At 65.6% G+C, this 25,259-nt stretch carries 23 protein-coding genes; 12 read left to right on the top strand and 11 right to left on the bottom strand.

The window, feature by feature from the left end; all coding sequences use genetic code 11:
* Entirely contained in the window at positions 1-1,854 is a 1,854-nt protein-coding gene (locus E3227_RS10205) for an acetolactate synthase large subunit (protein WP_144318378.1), read from the bottom strand.
* A gap of 264 nt (positions 1,855-2,118) precedes the next feature.
* Here E3227_RS10205 and E3227_RS10210 point away from each other — a divergent pair, with 264 nt between their 5' ends.
* Genes E3227_RS10210 through E3227_RS10225 form a run of 4 tightly spaced genes read left to right on the top strand, consistent with a single transcriptional unit; the run spans position 2,119 to position 7,276 of the window.
* Positions 2,119-3,561 carry a mechanosensitive ion channel domain-containing protein gene (locus E3227_RS10210; RefSeq protein WP_144318379.1) on the top strand — a complete coding sequence of 481 codons (1,443 nt, stop codon included), beginning with the start codon at positions 2,119-2,121 and terminating at the stop codon, positions 3,559-3,561.
* Positions 3,562-3,570: 9 nt separating this feature from the next.
* A complete protein-coding gene (locus E3227_RS10215; RefSeq protein ID WP_136653528.1) occupies positions 3,571-4,089 on the top strand; it encodes a PH domain-containing protein in 519 nt (172 codons plus the stop codon).
* 6 nt (positions 4,090-4,095) lie between these two features.
* The gene (gene ilvD, locus E3227_RS10220) at positions 4,096-5,934 is read left to right on the top strand and encodes a dihydroxy-acid dehydratase (protein ID WP_144318380.1); all 1,839 of its coding nucleotides are present in this window, start codon (positions 4,096-4,098) and stop codon (positions 5,932-5,934) included.
* A gap of 10 nt (positions 5,935-5,944) precedes the next feature.
* On the top strand, positions 5,945-7,276 hold the full coding sequence (locus E3227_RS10225; protein WP_144318381.1) for a glycosyltransferase family 87 protein: 1,332 nt from the start codon (positions 5,945-5,947) through the stop codon (positions 7,274-7,276).
* On the opposite strand, the gene E3227_RS10230 is transcribed toward E3227_RS10225, so the two are convergent.
* Positions 7,160-7,963: a DoxX family protein gene (locus E3227_RS10230; protein ID WP_144318382.1), complete on the bottom strand. Its 804-nt coding sequence runs from the start codon at positions 7,961-7,963 to the stop codon at positions 7,160-7,162. The genes E3227_RS10225 and E3227_RS10230 overlap by 117 nt on opposite strands.
* 105 nt (positions 7,964-8,068) lie before the next feature.
* Here E3227_RS10230 and E3227_RS10235 point away from each other — a divergent pair, with 105 nt between their 5' ends.
* Together E3227_RS10235 and E3227_RS10240 are read left to right on the top strand one after the other, a co-directional pair.
* Positions 8,069-9,127, top strand: a complete 1,059-nt coding sequence (locus E3227_RS10235) for a glutathione S-transferase family protein (RefSeq protein WP_144318383.1) — start codon at positions 8,069-8,071, stop codon at positions 9,125-9,127.
* An 89-nt stretch (positions 9,128-9,216) separates the two neighbouring features.
* Positions 9,217-10,638: a YkvI family membrane protein gene (locus E3227_RS10240; protein ID WP_144318384.1), complete on the top strand. Its 1,422-nt coding sequence runs from the start codon at positions 9,217-9,219 to the stop codon at positions 10,636-10,638.
* Here the strand turns inward: E3227_RS10240 and gatB are convergent.
* The 7 genes from gatB to gatC form a co-directional block, all read right to left on the bottom strand.
* A complete protein-coding gene (gatB, locus tag E3227_RS10245; RefSeq protein WP_144318385.1) occupies positions 10,635-12,134 on the bottom strand; it encodes an Asp-tRNA(Asn)/Glu-tRNA(Gln) amidotransferase subunit GatB in 1,500 nt (499 codons plus the stop codon). The two genes, E3227_RS10240 and gatB, sit on opposite strands and share 4 nt — an antisense overlap.
* 566 nt (positions 12,135-12,700) lie before the next feature.
* Entirely contained in the window at positions 12,701-13,285 is a 585-nt protein-coding gene (locus tag E3227_RS10250) for a GNAT family N-acetyltransferase (protein ID WP_136653542.1), read from the bottom strand.
* A 4-nt stretch (positions 13,286-13,289) separates the two neighbouring features.
* Positions 13,290-14,249 carry a bile acid:sodium symporter family protein gene (locus tag E3227_RS10255; RefSeq protein WP_144318386.1) on the bottom strand — a complete coding sequence of 320 codons (960 nt, stop codon included), beginning with the start codon at positions 14,247-14,249 and terminating at the stop codon, positions 13,290-13,292.
* A 30-nt stretch (positions 14,250-14,279) separates the two neighbouring features.
* Positions 14,280-15,311 carry a 6-phosphofructokinase gene (locus E3227_RS10260; protein ID WP_136653546.1) on the bottom strand — a complete coding sequence of 344 codons (1,032 nt, stop codon included), beginning with the start codon at positions 15,309-15,311 and terminating at the stop codon, positions 14,280-14,282.
* A gap of 10 nt (positions 15,312-15,321) precedes the next feature.
* Positions 15,322-16,656: an MFS transporter gene (locus E3227_RS10265; RefSeq protein ID WP_246062681.1), complete on the bottom strand. Its 1,335-nt coding sequence runs from the start codon at positions 16,654-16,656 to the stop codon at positions 15,322-15,324.
* On the bottom strand, positions 16,628-18,112 hold the full coding sequence (gene gatA, locus E3227_RS10270; RefSeq protein ID WP_144318387.1) for an Asp-tRNA(Asn)/Glu-tRNA(Gln) amidotransferase subunit GatA: 1,485 nt from the start codon (positions 18,110-18,112) through the stop codon (positions 16,628-16,630). The genes E3227_RS10265 and gatA overlap by 29 nt, the downstream gene beginning before the upstream one ends.
* A 2-nt stretch (positions 18,113-18,114) precedes the next feature.
* A complete protein-coding gene (gene gatC, locus E3227_RS10275; RefSeq protein ID WP_006840838.1) occupies positions 18,115-18,414 on the bottom strand; it encodes an Asp-tRNA(Asn)/Glu-tRNA(Gln) amidotransferase subunit GatC in 300 nt (99 codons plus the stop codon).
* 101 nt (positions 18,415-18,515) lie between these two features.
* Between gatC and E3227_RS10280 the strand changes: the two genes are divergently transcribed.
* Both E3227_RS10280 and E3227_RS10285 read left to right on the top strand, forming a co-directional pair.
* Entirely contained in the window at positions 18,516-19,181 is a 666-nt protein-coding gene (locus tag E3227_RS10280; RefSeq protein WP_144318388.1) for an ACT domain-containing protein, read from the top strand.
* Positions 19,182-19,255: 74 nt separating this feature from the next.
* The gene (locus tag E3227_RS10285) at positions 19,256-20,035 is read left to right on the top strand and encodes a CPBP family glutamic-type intramembrane protease (protein WP_170228668.1); all 780 of its coding nucleotides are present in this window, start codon (positions 19,256-19,258) and stop codon (positions 20,033-20,035) included.
* On the opposite strand, the gene E3227_RS10290 is transcribed toward E3227_RS10285, so the two are convergent.
* Positions 19,989-20,648, bottom strand: a complete 660-nt coding sequence (locus tag E3227_RS10290) for a TetR/AcrR family transcriptional regulator (protein ID WP_144318390.1) — start codon at positions 20,646-20,648, stop codon at positions 19,989-19,991. The two genes, E3227_RS10285 and E3227_RS10290, sit on opposite strands and share 47 nt — an antisense overlap.
* A gap of 111 nt (positions 20,649-20,759) precedes the next feature.
* On the opposite strand from E3227_RS10290, the gene E3227_RS10295 reads away from it, so the two are divergent.
* Genes E3227_RS10295 through E3227_RS10305 form a run of 3 tightly spaced genes read left to right on the top strand, consistent with a single transcriptional unit; the run spans position 20,760 to position 22,548 of the window.
* Positions 20,760-21,248, top strand: a complete 489-nt coding sequence (locus E3227_RS10295; RefSeq protein ID WP_144318391.1) for an ArsR/SmtB family transcription factor — start codon at positions 20,760-20,762, stop codon at positions 21,246-21,248.
* Positions 21,248-22,261 (top strand): serine hydrolase domain-containing protein, encoded by a 1,014-nt coding sequence (locus E3227_RS10300; protein ID WP_144318392.1) that lies wholly within the window; start codon positions 21,248-21,250, stop codon positions 22,259-22,261. Before E3227_RS10295 ends, E3227_RS10300 begins: the two co-directional genes overlap by 1 nt.
* On the top strand, positions 22,261-22,548 hold the full coding sequence (locus E3227_RS10305) for a hypothetical protein (protein ID WP_144318393.1): 288 nt from the start codon (positions 22,261-22,263) through the stop codon (positions 22,546-22,548). The genes E3227_RS10300 and E3227_RS10305 overlap by 1 nt, the downstream gene beginning before the upstream one ends.
* On the opposite strand, the gene ligA is transcribed toward E3227_RS10305, so the two are convergent.
* Positions 22,499-24,517 carry an NAD-dependent DNA ligase LigA gene (gene ligA, locus E3227_RS10310; protein ID WP_144318394.1) on the bottom strand — a complete coding sequence of 673 codons (2,019 nt, stop codon included), beginning with the start codon at positions 24,515-24,517 and terminating at the stop codon, positions 22,499-22,501. The genes E3227_RS10305 and ligA overlap by 50 nt on opposite strands.
* Positions 24,518-24,542: 25 nt before the next feature.
* Here ligA and E3227_RS10315 point away from each other — a divergent pair, with 25 nt between their 5' ends.
* Complete coding sequence (locus tag E3227_RS10315) at positions 24,543-25,214, top strand: 3'-5' exonuclease (RefSeq protein ID WP_144318395.1); 672 nt, start codon at positions 24,543-24,545, stop codon at positions 25,212-25,214.
* Positions 25,215-25,259 lie beyond the last annotated feature (45 nt).

Raw genomic sequence — 25,259 nt, forward strand, 5'->3', positions numbered from 1 at the left:
TCAGTTTCCCTTCTCGGTCTCGATCTCAACGACATCGTCGATGTCTTCGGGCGCCTCGCCCGCGGACTCCTCGAGGTCGAAGAACGGGCGGATGTTCATCGCGTACTGGATATCGGAGTTGGACGAACCCGCCGAGATCATCGGCCACACCTGCGCGTCCTCACCCACGATGAACTCGATGACCACGGGGCGGTCGTTGATTTCGCGCGCGCGCTTAATCGCCGGGAGAACCTCCTCCTCCGTGGTCACGCGGATTGCTTCCGCGCCGAGCGCGTCGGAGAGCTTGACAAAGTCCGGGACGTAGACCTCGCCGCCGAGCTTCGTGTGCGAGTAGTGGCCCCCGTAGAACAGCGTCTGCCACTGGCGGACCATGCCCAGGTTGCCGTTGTTGATCAGGGCGACCTTGAACGGGAAGCCCTCCATCGCAGCTGTGGTGATTTCCTGGTTGGTCATCTGGAAGCAGCCGTCGCCGTCAATCGCCCAGACCTCCTTGTCCGGAGCTCCGGCCTTCGCGCCAAGGGCCGCCGGGATGGCGTAGCCCATCGTGCCCAGACCACCCGAGTTCAGCCACGTGCGCGGCTTTTCGAAGTCAATGAACTGCGCCGACCACATCTGGTGCTGGCCAACGCCAGCGACGTAGATCGCGTCCGGGCCAACCTCAGCCGAGAGGGTCTCAATGACGTACTGCGGCGACAGGGAGCCGTCCGACTGCGGGTCGTAGCCGCGCGGGAAGCGCTCCTTGAGCTCGTTAAGACGCTCAATCCAGGCGCCGATCCTCGGCGTGGACGCCTTGCCGTCCTTGAACGCGTCGGTCAGCTGCGACAGGACTCGCTTCGCGTCACCGACGATCGGGACGTCGACCTCGCGGATCTTGCCCACCTCGGCGGGGTCGATGTCGGCGTGGATCGTCTTCGCCTCAGGGGCGAAGGTGTCGGTGTCGCCGGTGACGCGGTCGTCGAAACGCGTGCCAATGGCGATGAGCAAGTCGGACTCCTGCAGGGCGCCGACCGCGGGGACGGAGCCGTGCATGCCCGGCATGCCCATGTACAGCGGGTGGGACTGCGGGAAGACGCCGAGCGCCATCAGCGTGGTCACCACGGGAACGCCGGTCTCGTTGGCAAACGCGAGCAGCTCCTCGTGGGCCTCCGCCTTGAGCACGCCGCCGCCGATGTAGAGCACCGGGCGCTCGGCCTGGGCGATCATGCGCGCGGCCTGGACGATTTGGCGGGAGTGCGGCTTGGTGTTCGGCTTGTAGCCGGGCAGATCCAGGACCGGCGGCCAGGAGAAGTCGAACTCCTCGTTCTGGACGTCCTTCGGAATGTCCACCAGCACCGGGCCCGGACGGCCCGTCGAGGCGATGTGGTGCGCCTCCGCGATCGCCGCCGGGATCTCGTCGGCGCTGCGCACCATCACGTTGTGCTTGGTAATCGGCATGGTGATGCCGCGAATATCCGCCTCCTGGAAGGCGTCGGTGCCGATCAGCGGCGAGCCGACCTGGCCGGTAATCGCCAGGATCGGGACGGAGTCAAGGTAAGCGTCGGCAATCGCGGTGACCAGGTTGGTCGCACCGGGACCTGAGGTGGCGATGCACACGCCGACCTTGCCGGAAGCCTGGGCGTAACCCGTCGCGGCGTGGCCTGCTCCTTGCTCGTGGCGCACGAGGACGTGGCGCAGCTTCTCGGCGGCAAACAGGGACTCGTACAAAGGAAGGACGGCGCCGCCCGGCAAGCCGAAGACGATGTCAGTGCCCAGCGCTTCCAGGCTGCGGACGACAGCGTCCGCACCGGTCATACGCTCCGGCGAGACCTCTTCGGGTTTGCGGGCCTTGGGTGAGGGCTTTTTGGAAGCTGCCACGGGAGATAGCTCCTTGTGTTTTTTAAGCGGGTGGAGGGGGAGGTAAAAGCAAAAAGACCAAAATCGAATGCCCTCGGTCCAGCACTTCGGTGCTGTCGAGGGCGCTTGTTTGAGGGACTGAAGCAGAAGATCAGACCGCTACGGCAAGCGCCGCACCGGCAATGATTACTACTAGTCGCGAATTGATCATGACCACATCATACACAGCGCTACGGTTTTTAATACTCAACAGGTAGTCATTTGGCGCTACTGTAAGAAAGCACTATGCCGTACGCCTACATCGCCGAAGAAGCCTGGCGCTGGGTCGCCAACACCGGAATCAACCTCGCACTGCTGATTATCCTCGCGATGCTTGTGCCCCGCGCGGGCCGCTTCGCCAACCGGGTCGCTGAACGACGCGCCGACGCCCAAGCGGATAACGACGAGGCGAAAAGCCAGCTGGCCATCGCCGGTGTGGGCATCTATATCGCGCAGGCGATCGCGTTCTTCCTCATCCTGGTCTTCTTCCTGCAAGAGGTCGGGTTCTCGCTTGCCGGCGCAGCGATCCCGGCGACCGTGGTCTCGGCCGCAATCGGTTTCGGCGCGCAGAACATCATCGCCGACTTCCTCGCCGGGTTTTTCGTCCTGACGGAAAAGCAGTACGGTGTGGGCGACTTCGTCACCTTTGAAGGCAACGGGATCGAGGTCTCCGGCAACGTCATCCAGATCACGATGCGCGCGACCCAGATCCGCACGATGGAGCAATCGACGATCAGCATCCCCAACTCGACCGCGCGCATCTGCATCAACCAATCCAACTACTGGGCCTCCGCGGTGGTCGTCATCCCGGTCCCGCTGCTCGGCTCGACCAGCGCCGACGAGGCCGTCGCGCGCTCGGAATCGGCCGCCCGCCGCGCGCTGAACCGGGCGGATATTCGCCCCAAGCTTCTCGACGACCTCACGGTGCACCCCGCCGTGGACATCAACCCTCCTGCCACTGTGGGTATGCCGTGGACGCTGGACATGCGCTTCATCGTCCGCGTCGAGCCGTTGGCGCAGTGGATGGTCGAGCGCGCGATCCGCCTGTCGGTTCTCAACGAGTTCTGGGAGGAGTACGGCTCAGCCACCACCATCGAGGGCACTCGCCTCGACCACGTCGTGGACCACACCGAGCAGTTCAACAGTGTTGACCGCTACCCACCCACCGAGTACATGTCCCCGGTCAGCCCACTGAGCACCCAGCGCAGCGACCACGACGACCTCACCCCCGCCGATCCTGACGAGGACCCGGCGACCGACGTGCTCGCCGACGACGAAAAGGCCATGCCGCGCATGGCGTTCGGCGGGGCACTGCGCTTGTCGACGGCCCTCCTCATCGGCGCCTTCATTATCCTGCTCATTATCCGCGGCCTCACGCTCGACCCTGACGGCGAGGACACCGGCAGCGGCTGGCTCGCACCGCCGCCGGAAACCCCCACCTCCGAGACCGAGGATCCGGTCGAGGACTCGCCGACCCGGGCGCCCGCCCCCGCGCCGACCCAGACGCCGACACAGTCGCCGGCTCCGGCACCCAGCACGGCACAGCCGACGGCGCCTCGGACTCCGACTCCGTCGCCCGCAGAAACCAGTACCCAGGGCGAGCCCACGCAGCCGCCAGCCCCGGGCGTGACGGAAGGGGCGTCGATTAGCGAAGCTCCCCCTGCCGAGGCCGGAAACCCACTTGGCTAGCATGTACCCATGACTGATTCGCCCCAGGTTTTCCGCCCCTCCCGAGAACACGTGCTCGCCATCGCGCTGATGACGGGCATTGCGCTGATCGGGATTGCCTGGGCCCCGCTGATTCTCGGCTGGCTGCTGATCATCCCGGCCGCGTACCTCGTCTGGGTCTTTGGATCCGCGACGAAGGTGGACGGCTCGGGCATCGCGGTGAAGTACCCGGTGCGCCCCAACGCCACGATCGCGTGGGAGGACCTATCCGGTATCGCGTTCAAGGGCGCCAGGGCGCTGGCCACCACAACGAGCGGCAAGGAATATCCGATGCCCGGTGTAACGTTTAACTCTATACCCGAGCTTGCTCTGGCTTCCGGGGGTCGCATCCAGGATGTCATCACCGCCTCCGCGGAGGCCGCCGACGGCAAGTACGAGGTCATCGACCGCGAAGGCCGCAAGGTACTTCTCAGCCGCGAGGAGTATGACGAGTACCTGCGCGATCACCCGACCACACCGGGCCCCCGGCCCGACACCACAAAGGAGTAAAAAGCTGTGATCCCCTTACGCTCACGAGTTACCACCGTCGGCCGGCAGGCCGCCGGAGCACGCGCGCTGTGGCGCGCGACCGGCACCGGCGAGAAGGAATTCGGCAAGCCGATCGTGGCCATCGTTAACTCCTACACCCAGTTCGTCCCCGGCCACGTTCACCTGAAAAACGTCGGTGACATCGTCGCCGAGGCCGTCCGCGCTGCCGGTGGCGTGCCTAAGGAGTTCAACACCATCGCGGTCGACGACGGCATCGCGATGGGCCACTCCGGCATGCTGTACTCCCTGCCCTCGCGCGAGATCATCTCCGACTCCGTCGAGTACATGATCAACGCCCACACCGTCGACGCGATGGTGTGTATCTCCAACTGCGACAAGATCACCCCCGGCATGCTCAACGCCGCGATGCGCTTAAACATCCCGGCCGTGTTCGTCTCCGGCGGGCCGATGGAGGCCGGCAAGGCGTTCTCGGTCGGCGGCGTGACCAAGCCGAAGTCCGACCTGATCGACGCGATCTCCCTGTCCGCCAACGACGCCGTCTCCGACTCCGAGCTCGAGTCGATCGCCAACGCGGCCTGTCCGACCTGTGGTTCGTGCTCCGGCATGTTCACCGCGAACTCGATGAACTGCCTCACCGAGGCCCTCGGTTTGTCTCTGCCGGGCAATGGCACCACGCTGGCCACCCACACGGCGCGCCGCGCCCTGTTTGAGAAGGCCGGCGAGGCCATTGTGAAGCTGTGCGACCGCTACTACGGCGAGGGCGACGAGTCGGTCCTGCCGCGCTCGGTTGCCACCGTCGACGCGTTCCGCAACGCGATGGCGCTGGACATGGCTATGGGCGGCTCGACAAACACCATCTTGCACATCCTCGCCGCCGCCCAGGAGGGCGAGGTGGACTTCAGCCTCCACGACATCGACGAGCTCTCCCACTCAATCCCCTGCTTGTCCAAAGTCGCCCCGAACGGCGAGGCGCACGTCGAGGACGTTCACCGCGCCGGCGGCATCCCCGCGATCCTCGGCGAGCTCAACCGGGCCGGGCTGCTGAACAAGAATGTTCACACCGTGGCCTACCCCTCGCTGGACAAGTGGCTAGCGGACTGGGACATCCGCGCCGAGTCCCCCCTGCCCGAGGCCATCGAGCTCTACCACGCCGCGCCCGGCGGCAAGCGCACCACCGAGGCGTTTTCGCAGTCTGCGCGCTGGGAGTCGCTGGACACGGACTCCGCCAATGGCGTGATCCACGACGTCGAGCACAGCTTCACCTCCGACGGCGGCCTCGTCGTCCTGCGCGGCAACATCGCCCCCGACGGTGCGATCCTAAAGACCGCGGGCGTCGAGGAGGGCCTGTGGGAGTTCAGTGGCCCCGCCCGCGTTCTCGATTCCCAGGAGCAGGCGGTCTCCGTCATCCTCAACCGCGAGGTCCAGGAGGGCGAGGTCATCGTCATCCGTTACGAGGGCCCCGCGGGTGGTCCGGGCATGCAGGAGATGCTGCACCCGACGTCCTTCCTCAAGGGCGCGGGTCTGGGCACGAAGTGCGCCCTGATCACGGACGGTCGCTTCTCTGGCGGCACCTCGGGGCTGTCCATCGGGCACATCTCCCCGGAGGCCGCGCACGGTGGCTTGATCGGCCTTGTGGAAAACGGCGACACCATCAGCATCTCGGTGTCCAACCGCGAGATCCGTCTGGACGTCGATGAGGAGGTCATCGCCGAGCGCCGCTCGATGATGGAGGCGTCCGAGCGCCCGTGGACGCCGAACCGCACCCGCGAGGTGACCAAGGCGCTGCGCGCCTACGCCAAGATGGCAACCTCCGCCGACAAGGGCGCTGTCCGACAGGTGGACTAGGCTAGCCTGGGTGAAATCCCACCTGCTCACTTTTGTCACGGCCCTCGCCGCGGTGGTCAGCGTCGCGGCGACGGTCATCCTGATGCGAGCGACCGATTTTCCGGTCGACGTGATCATCTACCGGGAGGGCGCCCGCGCCTTCCTCGAGGGCCGTCCGGTGTACTCCGAGCCGATGTACGCCGCCGACGTGGCGCTGCCGTTCATTTACCCGCCGTTCGGCGCGCTCGTGCTCACCCCGCTGGCGACGGTCAGCTGGCTTTCCGACGACGCCTTGGGCAACGTCGTCATCGCGATTTCCGCGGCTGCCCTGCTGCTTTGCGTGTACTTTGTGCTTTGCGCAGTCACCCGCGGCCGCCTTGGCACCCGCCAGTTCATCGCGCTGGTTGCCGTGGCCTGGGCGTTCGGCGTGTGCATCGAACCTATGCGCTTAAACGCCATGTACGCCCAGATCAACGTGGTCATCATGACGCTCGTCGTGCTCGACGTGGTGCCGCGCAAGCGCTGGCTGCCGCAGGGCTCGCTGATTGGCATCGCCGCGGCGATCAAGATCACGCCGCTGGCCATGCTGCTGTTCTTCCTCCTGCGCCGCGATGTGCGCGCGATCCTCGTCGCCGGCGCCTCGGGCCTGATTGCCACGGTGGTCGCCGCCCTCGTGCGCTGGGACGCGACACGCGAGTTCTTCGGTGCGACCCTGCTGAGCATGGGCACGACCTCGGAATTCGGAGTGGATACGACGTATCAGTCCAACAGCTCACTCAAGGGTATGGTGATGCGCTTCTACCCCAGCGGAGAATCGCTCGCCGCGCACGGGTTGTCATCCAACCTAATCTGGGCGGGCCTGAGCGTGGCCACGGTCGTGCTCGGCGGGTGGCTCATGGTCACGCTCATTCGCCGCGGCATGCTTATCGACGCCGCCCTGGCCAACGCCGTGATCATGCTGCTGATCTCGCCGGTGTCGTGGTCGCACCACTGGGTCTGGCTGGCGTTGATTTTGCCCGTGGCGTGGTGGCGCTGCGCCACCGTTTTGAAGTGGCCCGTGTTCCTCACCGCCGTGGTGGCGGTGTTCACGGTCACCGTCATCGGGGTGCCGCCGAAGTGGTGGTTCGGCGACGCAATCGCGGTACACGAGCTGCCCCTGTGGGCGAAAATCCTGGTCTCCGACTACGTCTGGCTCGGCATAGCGCTGCTGGCCGCGTGGGCGGCGGCGCTACGCGGTGTGCCTGAGCTAGGCGAACGGGTTGATGCCGGTGCCGAACCACCACATCAGCGCGGCGGCGGCGATGCCGAGAGCGGCGAAAATCCAGGACGAGGCGAGCGGGCGGCGCGCCCAGCCGCGTCCTGAGTCCACAGCGTAGAAGCCGGGCCCGGTGAACTGGTGCGCGAGGGCGACGCCGAGCAGGATCACGGCGAGCCACACGTCAGCTCCCCACGCTACGGGGTTGAACCCCGTCCCGGTGTTGGCCGCGGTGTGGGCGGCCATGAAGCCGGTGACGGCGATCGCCACCATCGAGGCGACGGGGCTGAGCAGGCCTAGAACGATGAACACGCCCGCGGCGAGCTCCAGGGTAGGAACGATGACGGCAAGCGCGTTGCCGTAGGCGTAGGCGCCGAACTGCGCTTCCAGGCCAGCGATGCCCTGGGAGGCGCCGAGCTGGAAGAACGTCTGGATGGCGGAGAAGATCAGGTAGCCGCCGAGTACAAAACGCAGGAGCAGAAGCCCGAGGTCGATTGTGCCGCGGCGTGCGTCGACCGCGGTGGCGACGGGTTCTTCGACGTAGGCCGGCTCAATGTAGGCGGGCTCCGCGACGGGCGCGGGCATTGCCGCGTAGTCCGGCTCGATCATCTCGGTCGGCTGGCTTATGGATGAGGGGAACACCTCCGTCGGTGCTGCCTTGCCGGTGCGCTGGTAGATGTCGCTGGTGTTGGCTGGGCGGATCCGCGAGGTGGAGCCGCCTTCGGCGTAGGTGGGGACGTCTTCGAAACCATTGAAGTCGTCGGGCGTGACGTCGTGGAAGTTGTTGTTCGTCATAAGTTAAAAACCTAGGCCAGAGGGTGTGGTTTGCGCCGAAGCGGAATCGGCGCGCCCCCGTCAAGTTTTGTTGATCAATCACTTTATTTCGGGGAGACTGGGTTTATGGATAAGTCACAGTGGAAAAACGCACCCCAGAACGCCTCGACCGACGGCGCCTTCGAGCGCGACACGACCTATATCGAGGACCGCATTGTCGCGGACGTCGATAAGCAGCATACCGGAAAGGGCGAGCTCTGGCCCGTCGAATCCGGCCGCTACCGCCTCATGGCCGCGCGAGCCTGCCCCTGGGCCCACCGCACGATCATCGCGCGCCGCCTGCTCGGGCTTGAAGACGCCATCTCGCTCGGGCTGGCCGGGCCGACCCACGACGCGGACTCGTGGGTTTTCGATGTCGACCCGGGCGAGAAGGACCCGGTCACGGGCCTGCACAAGCTCAAGGAGGCCTACGAGAACCGCTTTCCCGACTACCCCAAGGGCATCACCGTGCCCGCCATCGTGGAGGTTGGCACGAACAAGGTGGTTACCAACTGGTTTAAGCAGATCCCCGTCGACTTCAACAACGAGTGGACAGAGTTCCACCGCGAGGGCACGCCCGACCTCTACCCGGAAGCGCTGCGCGAGGAGACCGACCAGGTGTCCAACCGGGTATATAAGTACGTCAACAACGACGTCTACCGCTGCGGGTTCGCGGCCTCGCAAGACGCCTACGAGGAGGCCTACTACGAGCTGTGGGAGAACATGGACTGGCTGGAAGAACGCTTAGGCCAGCAGCGCTACCTCGTGGGCAACCAGATCACGCTGGCTGACATCTACCTCTACCCCACCCTCGTGCGCTTCGACCCCGTCTACTACGGCCACTTCAAGGCGTCGCGCACCAAGATCGCGGAGATGCCCAACCTGCGCGGCTACCTCCAGGAGTTGTTCCAGCTTCCCGGGTTCGGAGACACCACCGACTTCACCGAGATCAAGCAGCATTACTACATCACGCACGCCGAGGTGAACCCCACCGGCGTGGTCCCGCTCGGCCCCGAGCTCGGCTGGCTGGTGGAGCAGCACGACCGCAACCGCTTTGGCGGCTCCCCCTACGCCGAGGGGGTTACCGCGCCCCGCCCGGTGCGCGAGGGCGAGGAAGTCAAAAACCCGGAGCCCTTCCAGCTCTAGCGCTTCGCGAGCAGCTGTCCGGGGCCTTGGCTAGCATATACGGGTTGTAATGTGCCCCTTTTAATTCATAAAGCAGGTTTTGAAACTTCATGAGAAGAGCAGTCAAGGTCGCGCTCGCGTTCGTCGGCCTCCTCGTTGGCGCGGGATTTGCGTCCGGACAGGAAACAATCCAGTATTTCCTCGCGTTCGGCTACTGGGGAATCGTCGGCACGATCGTGGCCGGCTTGGTCATCGTGCTTGTGGGTACGACACTCTTCCAGCTCGGCTCTTACTTCCTGGCCGACGACCACAGCGCCGTGTTCAAGTCGGTCTCCCACCCCGTGGTCGCGCGGTTCATGGATGTCTCCACGATGATCACCCTGTTCGCCATCGGCTTCGTCATGGTCGCGGGCGCGGGCTCCAACCTGGAGCAGCAGTTTGGCTTTCCGACGTGGGCCGGCGCGGCAATCATGACCGTTGCGCTCCTCGCCTCCGGGTTCCTCGACATCGACCGGTTGACCAACGTGATCTCGTCGATCACGCCGTTTCTCATCCTCGCCGTTCTCGGCGCGCTGGTTGTGACCATCCTCAACATGCCCGATAACTTCTCCGCGATCAACGAGCTCGCGATGCAGAACGCACCCGCCTCGGGTGTGGGCAACAACTGGCTGCTGTCCGCTCTGAACTACGCCGCCATGTGCACCATCGTCGCGGTCTCCATGATCCTGGTCATTGCGGGCTCGCAGCTCAACCCGCGCGAGGCGGGCATCGGCGGACTGATTGGTGGCATCATTTTTTCCACGCTGCAGGTGATCTTGGCGTTTATCATCTTCGCCAACATTGAGGACGTCTTCGGTGCAGACCTGCCACTGCTGATGGTGTTTGACAACATGCACCCGGCCGTCGGCGTGGTGGTCGCGCTGGTGATCTACCTGATGATTTACAACACCGCCGTCGGCATGTTCTACGCCATGGCGCGACGGATGTCCGCCACGAACCACAGCCGCTTCCGCCCGATCTACTTCGCCGTGGTGCTGATCGGCTTCGCCCTGTCCTTCATCGGCTTCGCGGACCTGCTCGGCTGGGTCTACCCCATCTTGGGCTACCTCGGCATGGTGCTTATCGCGGTGATGGTCTTCGTGTGGTTCAGGGACCGCACGCTAATCAAGAACGAAACGCAGCGCCGCGAGCGCCTCGCCGCCCTAACAGAGAAGGCGCTGGACCCGACCGAGCGCGACCTCACTGACAACCAGCGCGCGGAGGTGGAAGAGCTCGCCGCTCAGTCGCACGTTGAGGAGAACACGCTGTGGCAGTCGGTGCAGGAAGAGGTCGCGGCAACTCTGGATGCCGATCCTGCGAGTGAGTTCTCGCTGGAGGAGACCCCCACCCTTGACCCTGAGTCCAAGGAATACGAAGGCGCGCCCGAGCCGACCACCGACGCCCCCATCGATTGGAGGGCCTACGACGAGGTGTACAAGACCGGCAGCTTCCCCGCCGTGCGCCCGGCCGATAAGGCCGGGCAGGGCGACTAGCCCAGCTTCTGGGCGATCAGCCGGTTAACCTGGCCCGGATCCGCCTTGCCCTGGGTCGCCTTCATCACGGCACCCACGATCGCGCCGGTAACCTTCTTGTTGCCGGCGCGGTACTTTTCCACGATGTCGGGGTTGGCCGCCAGCGCCTCGTCGACGGCCTTCTCGATCGCGGAATCGTCGCGAACAACTTCTAGCCCTCGCTTCTCGACGACCTCATCAACGCTGCCCTCGCCCGCAATCACGCCGTCGATGGCCTGGCGCGCAAGCTTCGTGGTCAGCTTGCCTTCCTTCACCAGCGCAACGACGCGGGCAACGTCGGCCGGGCTCACGCCAATCGTGTCAAGGTCTTTACCCTGCTCGTTGGCCTTGGCCATGATGTAGGACACCCACCACGCGCGCGCTTCGTCGGGGGTGGTTCCCGCCTCGACGGTATCGACGACCAGGTCCAGCGCGCCGGCGTTGACGAGGTCGCGGAACTCCTTCTCCGGCAGCTGCCACTCCTCCTGGATGCGAGCGCGTCGCACCCACGGCAGCTCCGGCAGAGTCGCGCGGATCTCGTCGACCCACTCCGGCTTGGCGATCACCGGGGGCAGGTCGGGATCATTGAAGTAGCGGTAGTCGGAGGCCTCTTCCTTGGGGCGGCCCTTGGAGGTGGAGCCGTCCTTCTCCTGGTAGTGGCGCGTTTCCTGGACAATCTCCCCACCGCTGTCGAGCACGTGGGCCTGGCGCTGCATCTCAAAGCGCACTGCCTGCTCAACCGACTTCAGGGAGTTGATGTTCTTCGTCTCGGTGCGGGTGCCGAACTTCTCCTGGCCGATGGGCCGCAGCGACACGTTGGCGTCGCAACGCATGGAGCCCTGATCCATGCGCGCGTCGGACACGCCGAGGGCCTTGACCAACTCGCGCAGTGCGCTTACGTAGGCCTTGGCTACCTCGGGGGCGCGCTCGCTGGCGCCGATGATCGGCTTGGTCACGATCTCGATCAGCGGGATTCCCGCGCGGTTGCAGTCGACCAGCGAGGCGGTGGCACCCGTGATGCGGCCGGAAGCCGACCCGAGGTGGGTGAGCTTGCCGGTGTCTTCCTCCATATGCGCGCGCTCGATCTCGACGCGCCACTCGGTGCCGTCGTCAAGCAGCACATCGAGGTAGCCGTCGTAGGCGATGGGCTCGTCATACTGCGAGATCTGGTAGTTCTTCGGCTGATCCGGGTAGAAGTAGTTCTTTCGCGCGAACCGCGAACTCTCGGCGATCGTGCAGTTCAGCGCCAGGCCGATCTTGATGGCCCACTCCACGCCCTTGGCGTTGACGACGGGCAGCGCACCCGGCAGGCCGAGCGAGACCGGGTCGATATTGCTATTCGGCGCCGCCCCGAAATGCGCGGACGAGGTGGAGAACATTTTCGTCTCCGTCGCCAGCTCGACGTGCACCTCCAAACCCATCACGGGGTCGTACTTCTCCAGGACGTCGTCAAAATCCATCAGGTCGTAGGCAGTCATGGGTGACAGTCTAGTTCGCCGCGCTCAGCGCGACGGCAATGGAGGGCGTAGGTGGGGTGCGGTGGCGCGGCGTCTTTGATGGTCGGGGGTTTTAGTCTTTGCAGCCGCGGGTTGGTTTCCATGGCGGCGGTGGACACGTTAATCGCTCGTTAACCGGAGTCCGCAATGTGGAGTCGAAAGGGAGAGGCTGACCGGTGGGTGAGGCTACTCCGCAAGGCGGACAAGGGCCTCGAGCGCCGTTCACCGCACGTTTACCAAAGTCCGCAGTGCGGACTCGGGAGGGAGAGGCGGACGACTTCGCGGGGTGAGCCCCGATCCGAGCGACGTTCACCGCGTGTTAACCAGAGTCCGCAGTGCAGACTCGAAGGGGAGAAACCGGCTGCTTCGCAGTGTGGACATGGATCGGGGCTGGGCACTGGCGTTCATCGCACGTTAACCAGAGTCCGCAATGCGGACTCGAAAGGGACATACCGAGACACGTCCCCCGGGCAGACCACGACCCCAAACCCAGTTCACCGCACGTTAACCTAAGTCCGCAATGCTGACCCGAAAAGGACACACGGGCGTCACCCCCGCGACAGCCGCGCCTCCAGCCCGCACTTCACCGCTGGCCACTCGTAGTCGAGGATGGAGTAGATGCACGAGTCGCGCACGGTGCCGTTGTTCATTACTCGGTGGCGTCGCAAAGTGCCCTCGTGCTTGGCTCCGAGCTTTTCCAGCGAGCGCCGCGACTGGATGTTCATCGAGTGGCAGCGAAACTCCGCGCGCATGAAACCGAGCTCTTCAAAGACGCGGGTGAGAACCAGCAGCTTGAGCGCGGGGTTGACCAAGCCGCCCTGCGCGTCCCGGGAGATCCAGGTGTAGCCGAGCTCGCAGTGCCGGTTGCGCTGGTCGATGTTGTAGAAGCAGGTCACGCCGATGGCGTGGCCGTCGCGAAGCACTGCCCACGGCACGTAGTTGTCGCTGCCGGTAAGGAACTCGATCTGCGCATCCACCCCGTCGGGCGCAGGGACGTGATCGACGTACCAGGTTGTGCCCAAGTCCCCCACGGCGGCGCGCAGGTCTGCGGCGTGGGCGGCAGAGAGCGCTTCCAAGCTGATGAAGCGGTTGTGCATGGTCACCGCCTCGCGCGGGTTCGGTGTCGAGGTCATGCTTTTAAAGTTTACGTGCGGCGCGCTCGTCCGCGCGGCGTGCGATGAGCACGGCGATGGCGCCGGAAAGGTTGTGCCACACCGAGAACACCGCCCCGGGCAGCGCCGCGAGCGGGCTGAGGTAAGTCGCGGCCAAGGTGGCGGCGAGACCGGAGTTCTGCATCCCCACCTCGATGGCCATGGTGCGGCTGACGGGTTCGGGTTGGCGGGTGAGCTTGCCGGTAAGGTAGCCCAGCACCAGCCCGGCCATATTGTGAATCACCACGGCCGCGAGCACGATCAGGCCCGCCTCGACGATCTTGTCGCGGGAGCCGAAGACCACGATCGCCACAATCGTCGAAATTGCAACGACGGAGATCCACGGCAGCACCGGCAGGATCGCCTCCACCACCTTCGGAGCCACGGTCCGCAGCACCAAGCCCAGAACGACGGGCACGAACACCATCTTCAGAATGGACAGCGCCATCGATGAGGCGCTGACCGGCATGTACTGCCCGGCCAGCCACAGGGTCAGCACGGGGGTGATCAGCGGGGCCAGCAGCGTCGACACCGAGGTCATGGTAACGGACAGGGCGACGTCGCCACGCGCAAGATAGCTAACGACGTTCGATGAGGTGCCGCCGGGCGCACAGCCGACCAGAATCACGCCCGCCGCGATCTCCTTCGGCAGGCCGAGCAGGAAGGTCACAGCCACCGCGAGCGCGGGCATGATGACGAACTGCGCGATTACGCCGATCAGCACGGGCAAGGGGCGGCGCGCGACGAGGGTGAAGTCAACCGGGCGCAGGGTCAGGCCCATGCCGAACATGACGATGCCGAGCAGCCAGGTTGTCCACCCAGAGATCGGCTCGATCACCGTCGGGGCGAAGTAGCCGAGCGCGCCGCCCGCGATGACGAGCAGCGGGAAGCCGAGCGCAGCGATGTAGACGGAGCGATCGGCGCGGAGATCCTGTGAGCTGTCCATGACATGGGATGCTAGTCCCAACAGCTGGAACTACCCAAACATGGTCTGGGCCGTACGGTAGCGGCCCTCCGGCACCTGCTTCAGGTGCGCCACCGCGCTTTCGAGCGGCACCAGCTCAATGTTCTCGCCGTGCAGCGCGACGCAGGTGTCAAATTTGCCCTCGTGAACAGCGCGCGCGGCGTTGACGCCGTAACGTGTGGCCAGCACGCGGTCGTAGGCGGTTGGCGTGCCGCCGCGCTGGATGTGCCCAAGGACGGTGGTGCGAACGTCGTAGCCCAAGCGCGATTTGATCTCGTCGGCAATGATCTGGCCCATGCCGTTGAACGTTTTGTGGCCGAACTCGTCCTCCTCGCCCAGGCCCGCGTCCATCGTGCCCTCCTTGGGCACCGCGCCCTCGGCGACGACGATGATGCCGTACTTCTCCCCCATCTGGAATCGCCGCTCCATCGCCTTGCAAATCTCCGCGATGTCGAAGGGCTGCTCCGGGATCACGGTGTAGTGCGCCCCGCCGGCCATGCCTGCGTGCAGCGCGATCCACCCGACGTGGCGGCCCATAACCTCGACGATGAGAATGCGGTTGTGCGACTCCGCGGTGGTGTGCAGGCGGTCTATGGCGTCAGTGGCCACGCTGACTGCGGTATCGAAGCCAAAGGTGTAGTCGGTCGCCGCGACGTCATTGTCAATGGTCTTGGGCACGCCGACGACCGGGATGCCGTTGTCGGATAGCCACTTCGCGCCCTTGAGGGTGCCCTCCCCGCCGATGGCGATCAGGGCGTCGACGCCGGCGTCGTCAAGATTGCGCTTGATCGTGTCCAGTCCCGCCTTGAACTTGTCCGGGTGGAGGCGGCCAGTGCCCAGGATCGTACCGCCACGCAGCAGGATCGAGTCGATGAACGCGTCGTCGTAAAGGTCGATCCGGCGGTCCTCGATGAGGCCGACCCAACCATCTAGGTACCCGACCACGGTGGAGCCGTACTGAGAGCTGGCGGTACGGACAATTCCGCGGATCACCGCGTTGAGCCCCGGGCAGTCTCCACCTGATGTGAGTGTGGCAAGTCGCATGGTGTATACCCTAGCGGGTTTTGGCGGTCACGTCCCTGCGCAGGAATGCCGTGCTGACAAGCCCCAACAGCATAGCCGTCAGCGGCAGCGCGATCGCGGGGGCCGCGGTAGAGGAAACATCGCCGCCGGCGAGCACTGCCCCCACCAGCGCCACGCCCAGCACGGACCCGACCTGGCGCACAGTGTTGTACAGCCCCGATGCGGCACCTGCCGCCTGATCGGGCACGAACCGCATGGTGGTTGTCGCGTTCGGCGCCCACACAAACGCGCTGCCCACGCCGAGCAGCGACGTCACCGCGGCGAAGAGCAGCGCAGGCGCGCCCGTGTGCATCACCCACCACGCGAGCCCCAAACCCGCGGCCATAAACCCGAACCCCACCGCCGACAGCACGCGCGGGCTCACCCGATCACTGAGCTCGCCGGCATACGGCGTCAGCGCCATCGCGAGCAGCGACATCGGCGCCGTGAGCAGGCCAGCGCTTGTCGACGCCACCCCGGCCACGCCCTGCAGCCAATACATCACAGGGATGAACATCGAAGCCACGGCGAAACCCATCGTGGCAATGCCGAACGTGCCCGCCGCGAAGTTGCCGTCCGAAAACAGTCGCACCGGCACCAGCGCGTCGTCTCCCCCGCGCGCCTGGATAGCTAAGAACACTGCGAGCAGGGCCGCGCCAATGAACGCCGGGGCCCAGGCCAGGAACTGGATGCCGTAGACCAGTGCGCCGAGTCCGGCGAGGGAGAGGGCGGTGGACAGGGCGTCGATACGCGCGGGCGAGACCGGCAGCTGGGGCAGAAACTTAAGCGCCAAGACGAGGCCGACCAGCGCGATTGCGGCCTGGGCGGCGAAGGCTGTGCGCCAGCCGGCGCCGACGAGGATGCCACCGAGGATGGGTCCGAGCAGTGAGCCGACGGAGCCGACGACGCCCCACACCGCGAAGACTCTGCCGCGCCGGTCGTTAGGCACGAACCGGTTAATCATGCCGAAGGCTTGGGGCAAAAATGCCGCGCAGCCGAGGCCTTGGAGCGCGCGGGCCGCGACGAGCGAGGCCAGGGACCACGACGCGGCGGCGAGCAACAGCGCGCCGAGGTAGAGCGCGATGCCGGCGATGAAGATGCGGCGTTGACCGAAGCGGTCGCCGAGGCGGCCCGCAACCGGCATGGGCACCACGGTGCAGATGAGGTAGACGCTGGTCAGCCACACCGCCGCGCCGACGCCGAAGGGCAGGTGCGGTGTGAGTACGGGCATGATCCCCTGATCGACCATGATCAGGAAGTAGCCCGTGGCAAGCGCCGCGAGCGCTGAGACCGGTGCGCTAGCGGCGTCCGGCTTCAAAGGCTGCACCGACGCGATACATCTTGTCGTCCTCGAAGGCCGGGGCGATGATCTGCAGGCCGACGGGCAGGTTCGTATCCGCGGCGGTGCCCGCGGGCACGGACATGCCGGGCAGGCCGGCGAGGTTGAGCGGCAGCGTGAACAGGTCGAAGTTGTACATCGCGAGCGGGTCGTCAACCTTGTCACCGAGCTTGAACGCCGTGGTGGGCACGGAAGGACCGGCGATGACATCGACGCTTTCGAAGGCGCGGGTGAAGTCGCGCGCGATGAGGGTGCGCACGCGCTGCGCCTGCAGGTAGTAGGCGTCGTAGTAGCCAACGGACAAAGCGTAGGTGCCCAGGATGATGCGGCGCTTGACCTCGCCGCCGAAGCCCTCGCCGCGGGTCAGCGCCATGACCTCCTCGGCCGAGCGAGAGCCGTCGTCACCGCGGCGCTGGCCGTAGCGCATGCCGTCGAAGCGCGCGAGGTTCGACGACACCTCTGAGGTCTGGATGAGGTAGTAGGCGCCCATGACGTTGTCGAAGTTCGGGCAGTCGACCTCGACGATCTCGGCACCCTGGTTTTCAAGCTGGGCGAACGCGGCGTCGATGACCTCGTTGACGCCGTCCTGGGTGCCGGGGCGGGCGAACTGCTTGACGCGGCCGATTCTGACCCCGCGCAGATCGCCGGAAGCTCCCTCGCGCGCCGCGGCGACCACGGGCGGGACGGCGCTGTCGACGGAGGTGGCGTCGAACTCGTCGTGGCCGGCGATGATCTCGTGGAGCAGAGCCGTGTCAAGCACGTTGTTCGCGCAGGGGCCGACCTGGTCGAGCGAGGAGGCGTTGGCGATCACGCCGTAGCGCGACACCCCGCCGTAGGTCGGCTTCGCGCCGACGGTGCCGGTCAGGGACGCGGGCTGGCGGATCGACCCGCCGGTGTCGGTGCCAATGCCGAGTGGCGCCTGCCCGGCCGCGAGCGCGGCCGCCGTGCCGGAGCCGGAGCCGCCGGGCACGCGGGTGATGTCGTGCGGGTTCTTCGTCGGGTAGTACGCGGAGTTCTCGCCGGAGGAGCCCATCGCAAACTCGTCCAGGTTGGTCTTGCCGATAATCGGGATGCCGGCGTCGCGCAGCTTGGTCACCACGGTCGCGTCGTAGGGGCTGATGTAGCCTTCCAGCAGCTTCGACGCCGCGGTGGTCGGCGCATCGGTGGTCACCAGCAGGTCTTTCAGCGCCAACGGCACACCGGCGAGCGCGGAGGCCGGGGCCTGACCGGCCGCGACCTGCGCGTCGACGGCATCGGCGACGGCGAGCGCGGCGTCTGCGCTGACGTGGAGGAACGCGCCCAGCTCGGCGTCGGTCTCGGCGATGCGGTCCAAGAACGCCTGCGTGACTTCGCGCGAGGTCACCTCACCGGACTGGATCTTGGCGGCGAGCTCGTGCGCGGGCAGGGCGATGAGCCCCTCGGAGGGAATTACGTAGTTAGTCATGTCTAGTCCCCTTCTCCCAGAATCTGCGGCACCACGAAGCGCTCTTCCTCCACAGCGGGGGCCTGGTCAAGCGCCTGCTTTTGGGTCAGGGTCCGCTTTTCCACGTCCTTTCGCATCCCGGCGTCGATGGAGTGCGGGTGGCTCATCGGCGTCACACCTTCGGTATCGACTTGGCGCACCTTGGACACTGCGTCGACGATGTGGTCGAGCTGCGGCGCGATCTGGTCGAGCTCCTCATCGCTGAGCGCGATGCGGGCGAGACGCGCGATGCGCGAGACCTCGTCTCTGGAAATTTCGGACAATGTCTTTCCTAACCTTGGAGATGAAAACGACCTCATCTTACGTCACGGCCCAGACACTCCGGTTGGGGGCGGTGTTTGGGCGCGGTGATATAACTTGTGTTATGTCTTACCTCATCCGCGTCCACCTGCCGGACGTCCCGGGAAGCCTCGGCGAGCTCGCCGAGGCTTTCGGCATGATCGATGCCGACATTCGCTCCGTGGACATCGTTCAGATGGATCGCGCGGGGGTAGTCACCGATGACATCGTCGTCGAGCTGCCTACGGGCACGCTTGTCGACGCCCTCATCACCGCAGCCAGCTCCATCGAGGGCGCGGAGGTCGACTCGATTCGCCCGTTCACGGGCACGGTGGATCGCCGCGGTCAGATCCAGATGCTCGCCCGCATCGCCGACACCACGGGCGACGTCACCGCCGCGGCGCAGGAGCTCGTCAGCGTGATGCCGCAGGCCATGACGTCGTCGTGGGCGGTGGTGCTGCGCGACACGTCCGAGGGGTTGGAGCGCGTCGCGGCCTCCCAGGCGGCGCCGGGTGACGACGGTTCCAAGCCCACGCTCGTCGACGTCACCACGGCGCGGATCTTGCAGCGCGACTCCGACACCTGGGTACCTGAGGCGTGGTGGCTACTGGACACCACACTGGCGATCACGCCCCTGGCCGGCACGGACCTGGTGCTCGTCGTCGGACGCGTTGGTGGCCCCGACTTCCTCGCCTCCGAGGTCACGCAAATCAGGGACCTGGGACACATCATCGGCGCGATGCTGCGCTAAGTATTCCACTGCCACTCGACCTCCGGCCGTGTATGCTCCAATTTGTGCAGCGCTCAAATAAACTCCGCCGGTCGATGGCACTGACGTTTTCCGTTGCCGTCGTGCTGGCCATCACGGCAGTGTGCGGGGCTTTCCTCATGCTCGACGTCGTTATCCCAAATTGGTTCGTCATCGTCGCCAGGTGGATTCCCGCCATTGTGGCTGCAACAGTGATCGTGGCGTATCGCCAGCGCGACGTGCTGGGCTGGTTTCGGCTTTGCACCCCCTGGCGCAGAGCCGTCATCGGCAGCCTGGTCGCCGTGGGTGTGCTGCTGGGCACCTACGCCATCGCGTCAGCCATCGCGCTTGCTGCTGGAGTTGGCGAGCCCCATTCGGCCAGCTTCTATCTGCGGGCGCTGGCATTCATTGCCCCGGCGACACTGCTGTTCTCACTGAGCACTCTCGGCGAGGAGGTGGCATGGCGCGGGTTCCTTCACACATGCCTGGGCGATACCGGTGTTAGGCGCTCCTCGGCCGTAATCTCGGGACTGTGGGTGATTTTCCATCTCCCGCTCCACGGGACCATGGTCTACCAAGGCGTCCTGCCGCTGGATGCTGCGCTGACCTCGACGCTTACGCTCTTCGCGCTCGGTTTGCTGCTCAGCGCGACAGCCCACCGTTTCGATTCTCCATGGCCGGCTACCTTCGCGCACGCTCTGCCCCTGTCCACTTTGAATCTGATCAACCTGCCCGCCGGCCCCAGCGCCGCCGACCATTGGGTAGTCGCGGGCATCACCTTCACAGCTCTCGTGCTGGCGGCTGCTGCGCTCACCCCCGGCCGCCGGTCGGTGGGGACGTCAACGCCCGCGCCATGAGGGCGCGGGCAGTCTCATCTCCGGCCCGGAAATCAAGGCCGGGGCCAGCCTGACCGATCATCGCTGCCGTCAGGGGGTATCGCGACATCTCCTGCCGTCCGAGGGCGCGGGCGAAACCGGGGGTGACACCGTTGCCGGCGGCAATGAGGGCATGCCCGTAGACCCACTCGGTGAGCACACCGGTGATGCCGGCCGCGGCCTCGGCGCTGTGCCCCACCGCAACCTGGAAAAACGTCAGCAGTGTTTCGTTGAGTTTCAGGGCGTTGGGTCCCGCGATGCGCTGTTGCGCGAGAAGCTGGGCGTGACCGGGGTTATCGGTGAAGAGCTTCTGCACGTGCTGGAGGAAGGTCGCAAGCGCGGTTTCGGGATCGTCGATAAGCAACAGCCCTGTATCGATTGCTCCGAGGAACCTGTCGCCTAGCACAATCCGAATCTCCTCCAGGTCGGCGGCATAGGTGTAGAGGGCTGTGGGACTGACCCCGGCCTGTTTCGCGATGCGGCGCTGCGTCAGCGCTCCGGGCCCGTGGCTGGCGAGAAGTTCCTCTGCGGCCAGAAGGATCTTCTCGGCGGAGATATCGCCCCTCGGACCCCGCTTTCCCGTTCCACCAACCATGGGCTGATCGTACCGCGTGTATTGGGGACGAACCGCGAAGACCTCAATGCGCTATCGGGCCGCAGAGTTCGTTGGGAGCCTTCGCTTCTATATTTCTGTTATTCTAGAATCATGAACATAGACATTGACCGCGTCGCCGCCCTCGAGCGGCGCGTCGCGCAGCTCGAAGACCATTTCACGCCCTCACAACAACAGCCCCCCGCCTTCGCCCTCATCGAGGCGATCAAAGACAACGACGACCTCATCGACGGCGCCGTCACGTTCGGCGGGGCCGTCGACACCGGCATCGGCCACTACGAATACGAGTGGTCCCGTCCCACCCACTGGGTTACGGACAGCCCCTGGGAGGACGAGATCTCGCGCCTGTCCGCACTCGCCCACCCGCAGCGCGGAGAGATCCTGCGCCGCCTTTTGGGAGCTCCCGCCACTGTTGCCGAGCTCGTGTCGGAAGGCATCGTCTCCTCCACGGGTACGGCCTACCACCACCTGGGCGCGCTACACGCCGCGGGTTGGGTGACCAAGCGCGACGGCGGGTACGCCATTCCCCCCGCCCGCGTCATTCCACTGATGGTGATCATCACAGCGTGCGAGGCCCACTGATGAAACCGACTGCTCTGGCCGCCAGCGGCCTCGCCGTAATCGCCACACTGACCGTGATGCTGCTTCTCGGGCCCCGCCCGATCACGGTGGGCACGCACGCCACGGGAGATGCGTCCGTCTCCAGCGCGCTTCGCAACAACGCCGAACCCGGGCACAACGACCTCGCCGCCTTCTTCCTCGACAACGGCGACGTCCGCTTTGGCGGCCTCGACGCCGACGAACACACCGAATTCGAAATCGGCTCCATCACCAAAACCTTCAACGCCGAGCTACTACGCCAGCAGATTGCAAGCGGCGACATCACGCTTGCAACAACAGTCGGCGAGCTTATCGACGTCCCCGGCGCCCCGATCGCCGACGTCACCATGGAAGAGCTCGCCAACCACACCGCCGGGTTGAGCTCTGTGCCCGCCGAACTTTCAAGCAGCCGCCTACCTGTGGTTTTATTCGACGGCAACCCCTACCGCGAGGCGACAGCCGATGAGATTATCTCCCACGCGGGCGACGCAAAGCTGAAAGATCGCGGCCAGCGCAACTACTCCAACTACGGCCACGCCCTTCTCGGGCAGCTTCTGGCCCGCAACGCGAACGTCAGTTACGAGGAATTGCTGCGCACCTCAATCCTCGAGCCCGCGGGCATGGATGAGACGTACCTCGCGACGTCCGGCTCCGGAGAGTACAGCTCCCGAGGACTCGGCTTGCAGGGTCGCACCGTTGAGCCCTGGAACATGGACGGCTGGGCCCCGGCGGGCGCCATCCGCTCCACCCCGGCGGACATGGCGAAATACGCCCAATGGGTCGCCGACCACGGCCGCCCCGAGTACGGGTGGAGCCACCGGGAGATAGGTGGGACCGAATACACCTTCCACAACGGCGGGACCGGAGGTTTCCGGACCATGCTCCTGTGGTCCCCGGACGGCGAGGATGCCGTGTTCGTCGCTAACTCCAGCAGCATGTGGGTCGACGGGCTCGCCGTGGACCTGCTCGAAGAACTCGAAGGGACAGATAAGTGATGATCAGCTACATTCTTGTCGCCACGTGCGTAGGTGCGTTGGCCTACGAATCCTTCCGGGCGTGGCGCCGGCCAACGTGGTCGCTGAGCCACATGGTCAGCCCGGTTGTTACCGTGGCCGTCGTCCTGCTGCTGTCGCGCGCTATCGTGTGGTACGAGGCTGTACCGTTTTGGGTGTGGCCGGCGCTCGCGTTCCTCGCCGCCGCAACCGTCGGGTTAGCGGTGTACAAATACGCCGCTACTGCGCCGACCCGGTCTGAAGCAGCTGCTCAAACTGCTCCTCGTTGAGGATGGGAACGCCAAGCTCGCGCGCCTTGTCCTCCTTCGATCCTGCGTTTTCTCCCACCACGACGTAACTGGTCTTCTTCGACACCGAGCCGGCCGCCTTCCCGCCGCGTGACAGGATCGCCTCCTTCGCCTCGTCGCGGGAGAAGTTCTCCAGGGTTCCCGTCACCACGACGGTAAGTCCCTCGAGGGTCTGCGGGGCGGCATCGGTGGTGTCGTCGACCATGCGCACCCCGGCCTTAGCCCACTTGTCCACGATGTCGCGGTGCCAGTCCACCGTAAACCAGTCCTTGAAGGATTGCGCGATGACCAACCCCACGCCGTCGGTGTCGGCGAGGTCGGCTACGGGGGCGTCGATAAGCGCCTGCATTGAGGCGTAGCGCGCTGCGAGCGCGCGGGCGGCGGTGGGCCCGACGTGGCGGATCGAGAGCGCAACCAGCACTCGCCACAGTTCGCGCTCGCGCGCGGTGTCCAGGTTGGCCAGCAGCTTCTTGCCCGCGGCGTTGACGTTGCCCGCCTTGGTGGTGTAGGCGCTGGACTTTTTGAGGTCTTCCTCGGTGAGGTCGAACAGGTCACCCTCGTCGACGAGCACGCCCGAGTCGATGAGGTCAATCGCACCCTTCTCCCCGAGCGCCTCGATGTCGAACGCGCCGCGCGACGCCAGGTACTTCAAGCGCTGCGACAGTTGCGCCGGGCACGAGCGCGTGTTCGGGCAGCGCCAGTCCGCGTCGCCCTCCTTGGCCGGCGCAAGCTCCGTGCCGCACGCCGGGCAGTCCTTCGGGTAGATGAACTCGCGCTCGCTGCCGTCGCGCAGATCCGCGACGGGGCCCAGCACCTCGGGGATGATCTCGCCGGCCTTGCGGATCACCACCGTATCCCCGATGAGCACGCCCTTGCGCTTGACTTCGTGCTGGTTGTGCAGGGTCGCCAGCGACACCGTTGAGCCGGAGACGAACACCGGCTCCAGCACCGCGAACGGGGTGGCGCGGCCGGTGCGCCCGACGGAGACCTCGATGTCGAGCAGTTTCGTGGTCACCTCCTCCGGCGGGTACTTGTACGCGATCGCCCAGCGCGGCGCGCGCGACGTCGCACCCAGGGAACGCTGCGTGGCGACGGAGTCCACCTTGATCACGACCCCGTCCATCTCGTGGAGCGCATCGTGGCGGTGCTCGGCCCAATAGTCAACGGACTCTTGGACGTGCGCGGCCGTCTCGGCGCGGCGGGTGTACTCGGAAACGGGAAGTCCCCACTCCGCGAGCTTTTCGTAGGCCTCGAACTGGGACGCGGGCGAAAACCCCTCGCGCGCGCCGATGCCGTGGCAGATCATGCGCAGCTTGCGCTTCTTCACATCCTCCGGGTTCTTCTGGCGCAGGCCCCCGGCGGCGGTGTTGCGCGGGTTGGCGAAAGGCTTTCCGCCCTCTTTGATGCGCTGCTCGTTGAGCTCGGGGAAGTCCTCGGGGCGGATGAACACCTCGCCGCGGACTTCTAGCAGTTCGGGGAAGTCTCCAGTGAGGGTGTGCGGGATATCGGGGATGACTTTCGCGTTGGCGGTGATGTCCTCGCCGACGCGGCCGTCGCCACGCGTGGCGGCGCGAACCAGCTCGCCGTTTTCGTAAATCAAGTCGATCGACAACCCGTCGATCTTCAGCTCCGTGAGATACGGCCCCGGCGTCTTGGCCAGCCAGTCGGCGAGTTCTTCGGCGGAGAACACGTTATCCAGGCTCATCATCCGCTCGAGGTGCTCGACGTCGTCGAACGCGCTGGAGACGGGAGCGCCGACCTCCTTCGTCGGCGACTCCGGCACGGCCAACTCCGGGTGGGCCTCCTCGAAGGCGACGAGATTGTTGAACAGCTTGTCGAATTCAGCGTCGGAAATCACCGGCTGGCCGTTGTAGTACAGGTCGCGGTGGTGACGCACCTGGCTGGCAAGGTCGTCCCACTGGCGGTGCAGGTCTGCGGAAATGTCGCTCACAGTGCACCAGTCTAGAGTTAGAGGCATGGCTTCGTTCGACGCATCCCGCATGCTCTCCTTTGACCTGGAGACAACCTCGGCCAACCCAGGCGAGGCACGCATCGTCACCTCAGCGCTCGTGCGTATCGACGGCTCCTCCGTCACGTCCACGGAAGAACTCGCCGACCCGGGGGTGGAGATCCCGGAGGAAGCGGCGGCCGTCCACGGCATCACCACCGAAAAGGCACGCGCCGAGGGCCGCCCGCACGACGAGGTCCTCGCCGAAACGGTCGCCGAGATTCGCAAGTGCTGGGAGGACGGGCTGACGCTGGTGGTGTTCAACGCCCCCTACGACCTTACGGTGCTGCGCCATCTCACCGGCACGTTCACGGTGGATGGGCCCGTGTTCGACCCACTGGTGATCGACCGGGCCAAAGACCGCTACCGCAAGGGCAAGCGCAACCTCGGGGCGCTTAGCGAGATCTACGGGGTGCGGCTCGACAACGCCCACGAGGCCACCTCGGACGCCACCGCCGCCGCCCGCATCGCCTGGAAGCAGGTTCGCATGTGGCCGGAGCTTGCGACGATGTCCTTCGGCGAGCTCATGGAGTACCAGGCGGTGCAGTACTACACCTGCCAGTCCGAGCTGAAGACCTACTTCGAGTCGCGCGGGCGCGATGCGTCCGGGGTGACGCTGAGTTGGCCGATGGAGGGTTAGGCCGGGCCCTCCTTATGCACGCGCAGCCGGGGGCAACAGCTTGTT

Source organism: Corynebacterium sanguinis (assembly GCF_007641235.1).
Classification (GTDB): Bacteria; Actinomycetota; Actinomycetes; order Mycobacteriales; family Mycobacteriaceae; genus Corynebacterium; species Corynebacterium sanguinis.

What these genes read in the sequence shown, in the direction of transcription:
- E3227_RS10210 (WP_144318379.1), top strand. Translation starts at nt 2,119, where the DNA reads ATGCCGTACGCCTACATCGCCGAAGAAGCCTGGCGCTGGGTCGCCAAC.
- E3227_RS10215 (WP_136653528.1), top strand. Translation starts at nt 3,571, where the DNA reads ATGACTGATTCGCCCCAGGTTTTCCGCCCCTCCCGAGAACACGTGCTC.
- E3227_RS10230 (WP_144318382.1), bottom strand. Translation starts at nt 7,963, where the DNA reads ATGACGAACAACAACTTCCACGACGTCACGCCCGACGACTTCAATGGT.
- E3227_RS10235 (WP_144318383.1), top strand. Translation starts at nt 8,069, where the DNA reads ATGGATAAGTCACAGTGGAAAAACGCACCCCAGAACGCCTCGACCGAC.
- E3227_RS10240 (WP_144318384.1), top strand. Translation starts at nt 9,217, where the DNA reads ATGAGAAGAGCAGTCAAGGTCGCGCTCGCGTTCGTCGGCCTCCTCGTT.
- gatB (WP_144318385.1), bottom strand. Translation starts at nt 12,134, where the DNA reads ATGACTGCCTACGACCTGATGGATTTTGACGACGTCCTGGAGAAGTAC.
- E3227_RS10250 (WP_136653542.1), bottom strand. Translation starts at nt 13,285, where the DNA reads ATGACCTCGACACCGAACCCGCGCGAGGCGGTGACCATGCACAACCGC.
- E3227_RS10255 (WP_144318386.1), bottom strand. Translation starts at nt 14,249, where the DNA reads ATGGACAGCTCACAGGATCTCCGCGCCGATCGCTCCGTCTACATCGCT.
- E3227_RS10260 (WP_136653546.1), bottom strand. Translation starts at nt 15,311, where the DNA reads ATGCGACTTGCCACACTCACATCAGGTGGAGACTGCCCGGGGCTCAAC.
- gatA (WP_144318387.1), bottom strand. Translation starts at nt 18,112, where the DNA reads ATGACTAACTACGTAATTCCCTCCGAGGGGCTCATCGCCCTGCCCGCG.
- E3227_RS10280 (WP_144318388.1), top strand. Translation starts at nt 18,516, where the DNA reads ATGTCTTACCTCATCCGCGTCCACCTGCCGGACGTCCCGGGAAGCCTC.
- E3227_RS10285 (WP_170228668.1), top strand. Translation starts at nt 19,256, where the DNA reads ATGGCACTGACGTTTTCCGTTGCCGTCGTGCTGGCCATCACGGCAGTG.
- E3227_RS10290 (WP_144318390.1), bottom strand. Translation starts at nt 20,648, where the DNA reads ATGGTTGGTGGAACGGGAAAGCGGGGTCCGAGGGGCGATATCTCCGCC.
- E3227_RS10295 (WP_144318391.1), top strand. Translation starts at nt 20,760, where the DNA reads ATGAACATAGACATTGACCGCGTCGCCGCCCTCGAGCGGCGCGTCGCG.
- E3227_RS10300 (WP_144318392.1), top strand. Translation starts at nt 21,248, where the DNA reads ATGAAACCGACTGCTCTGGCCGCCAGCGGCCTCGCCGTAATCGCCACA.
- E3227_RS10305 (WP_144318393.1), top strand. Translation starts at nt 22,261, where the DNA reads ATGATCAGCTACATTCTTGTCGCCACGTGCGTAGGTGCGTTGGCCTAC.
- E3227_RS10315 (WP_144318395.1), top strand. Translation starts at nt 24,543, where the DNA reads ATGGCTTCGTTCGACGCATCCCGCATGCTCTCCTTTGACCTGGAGACA.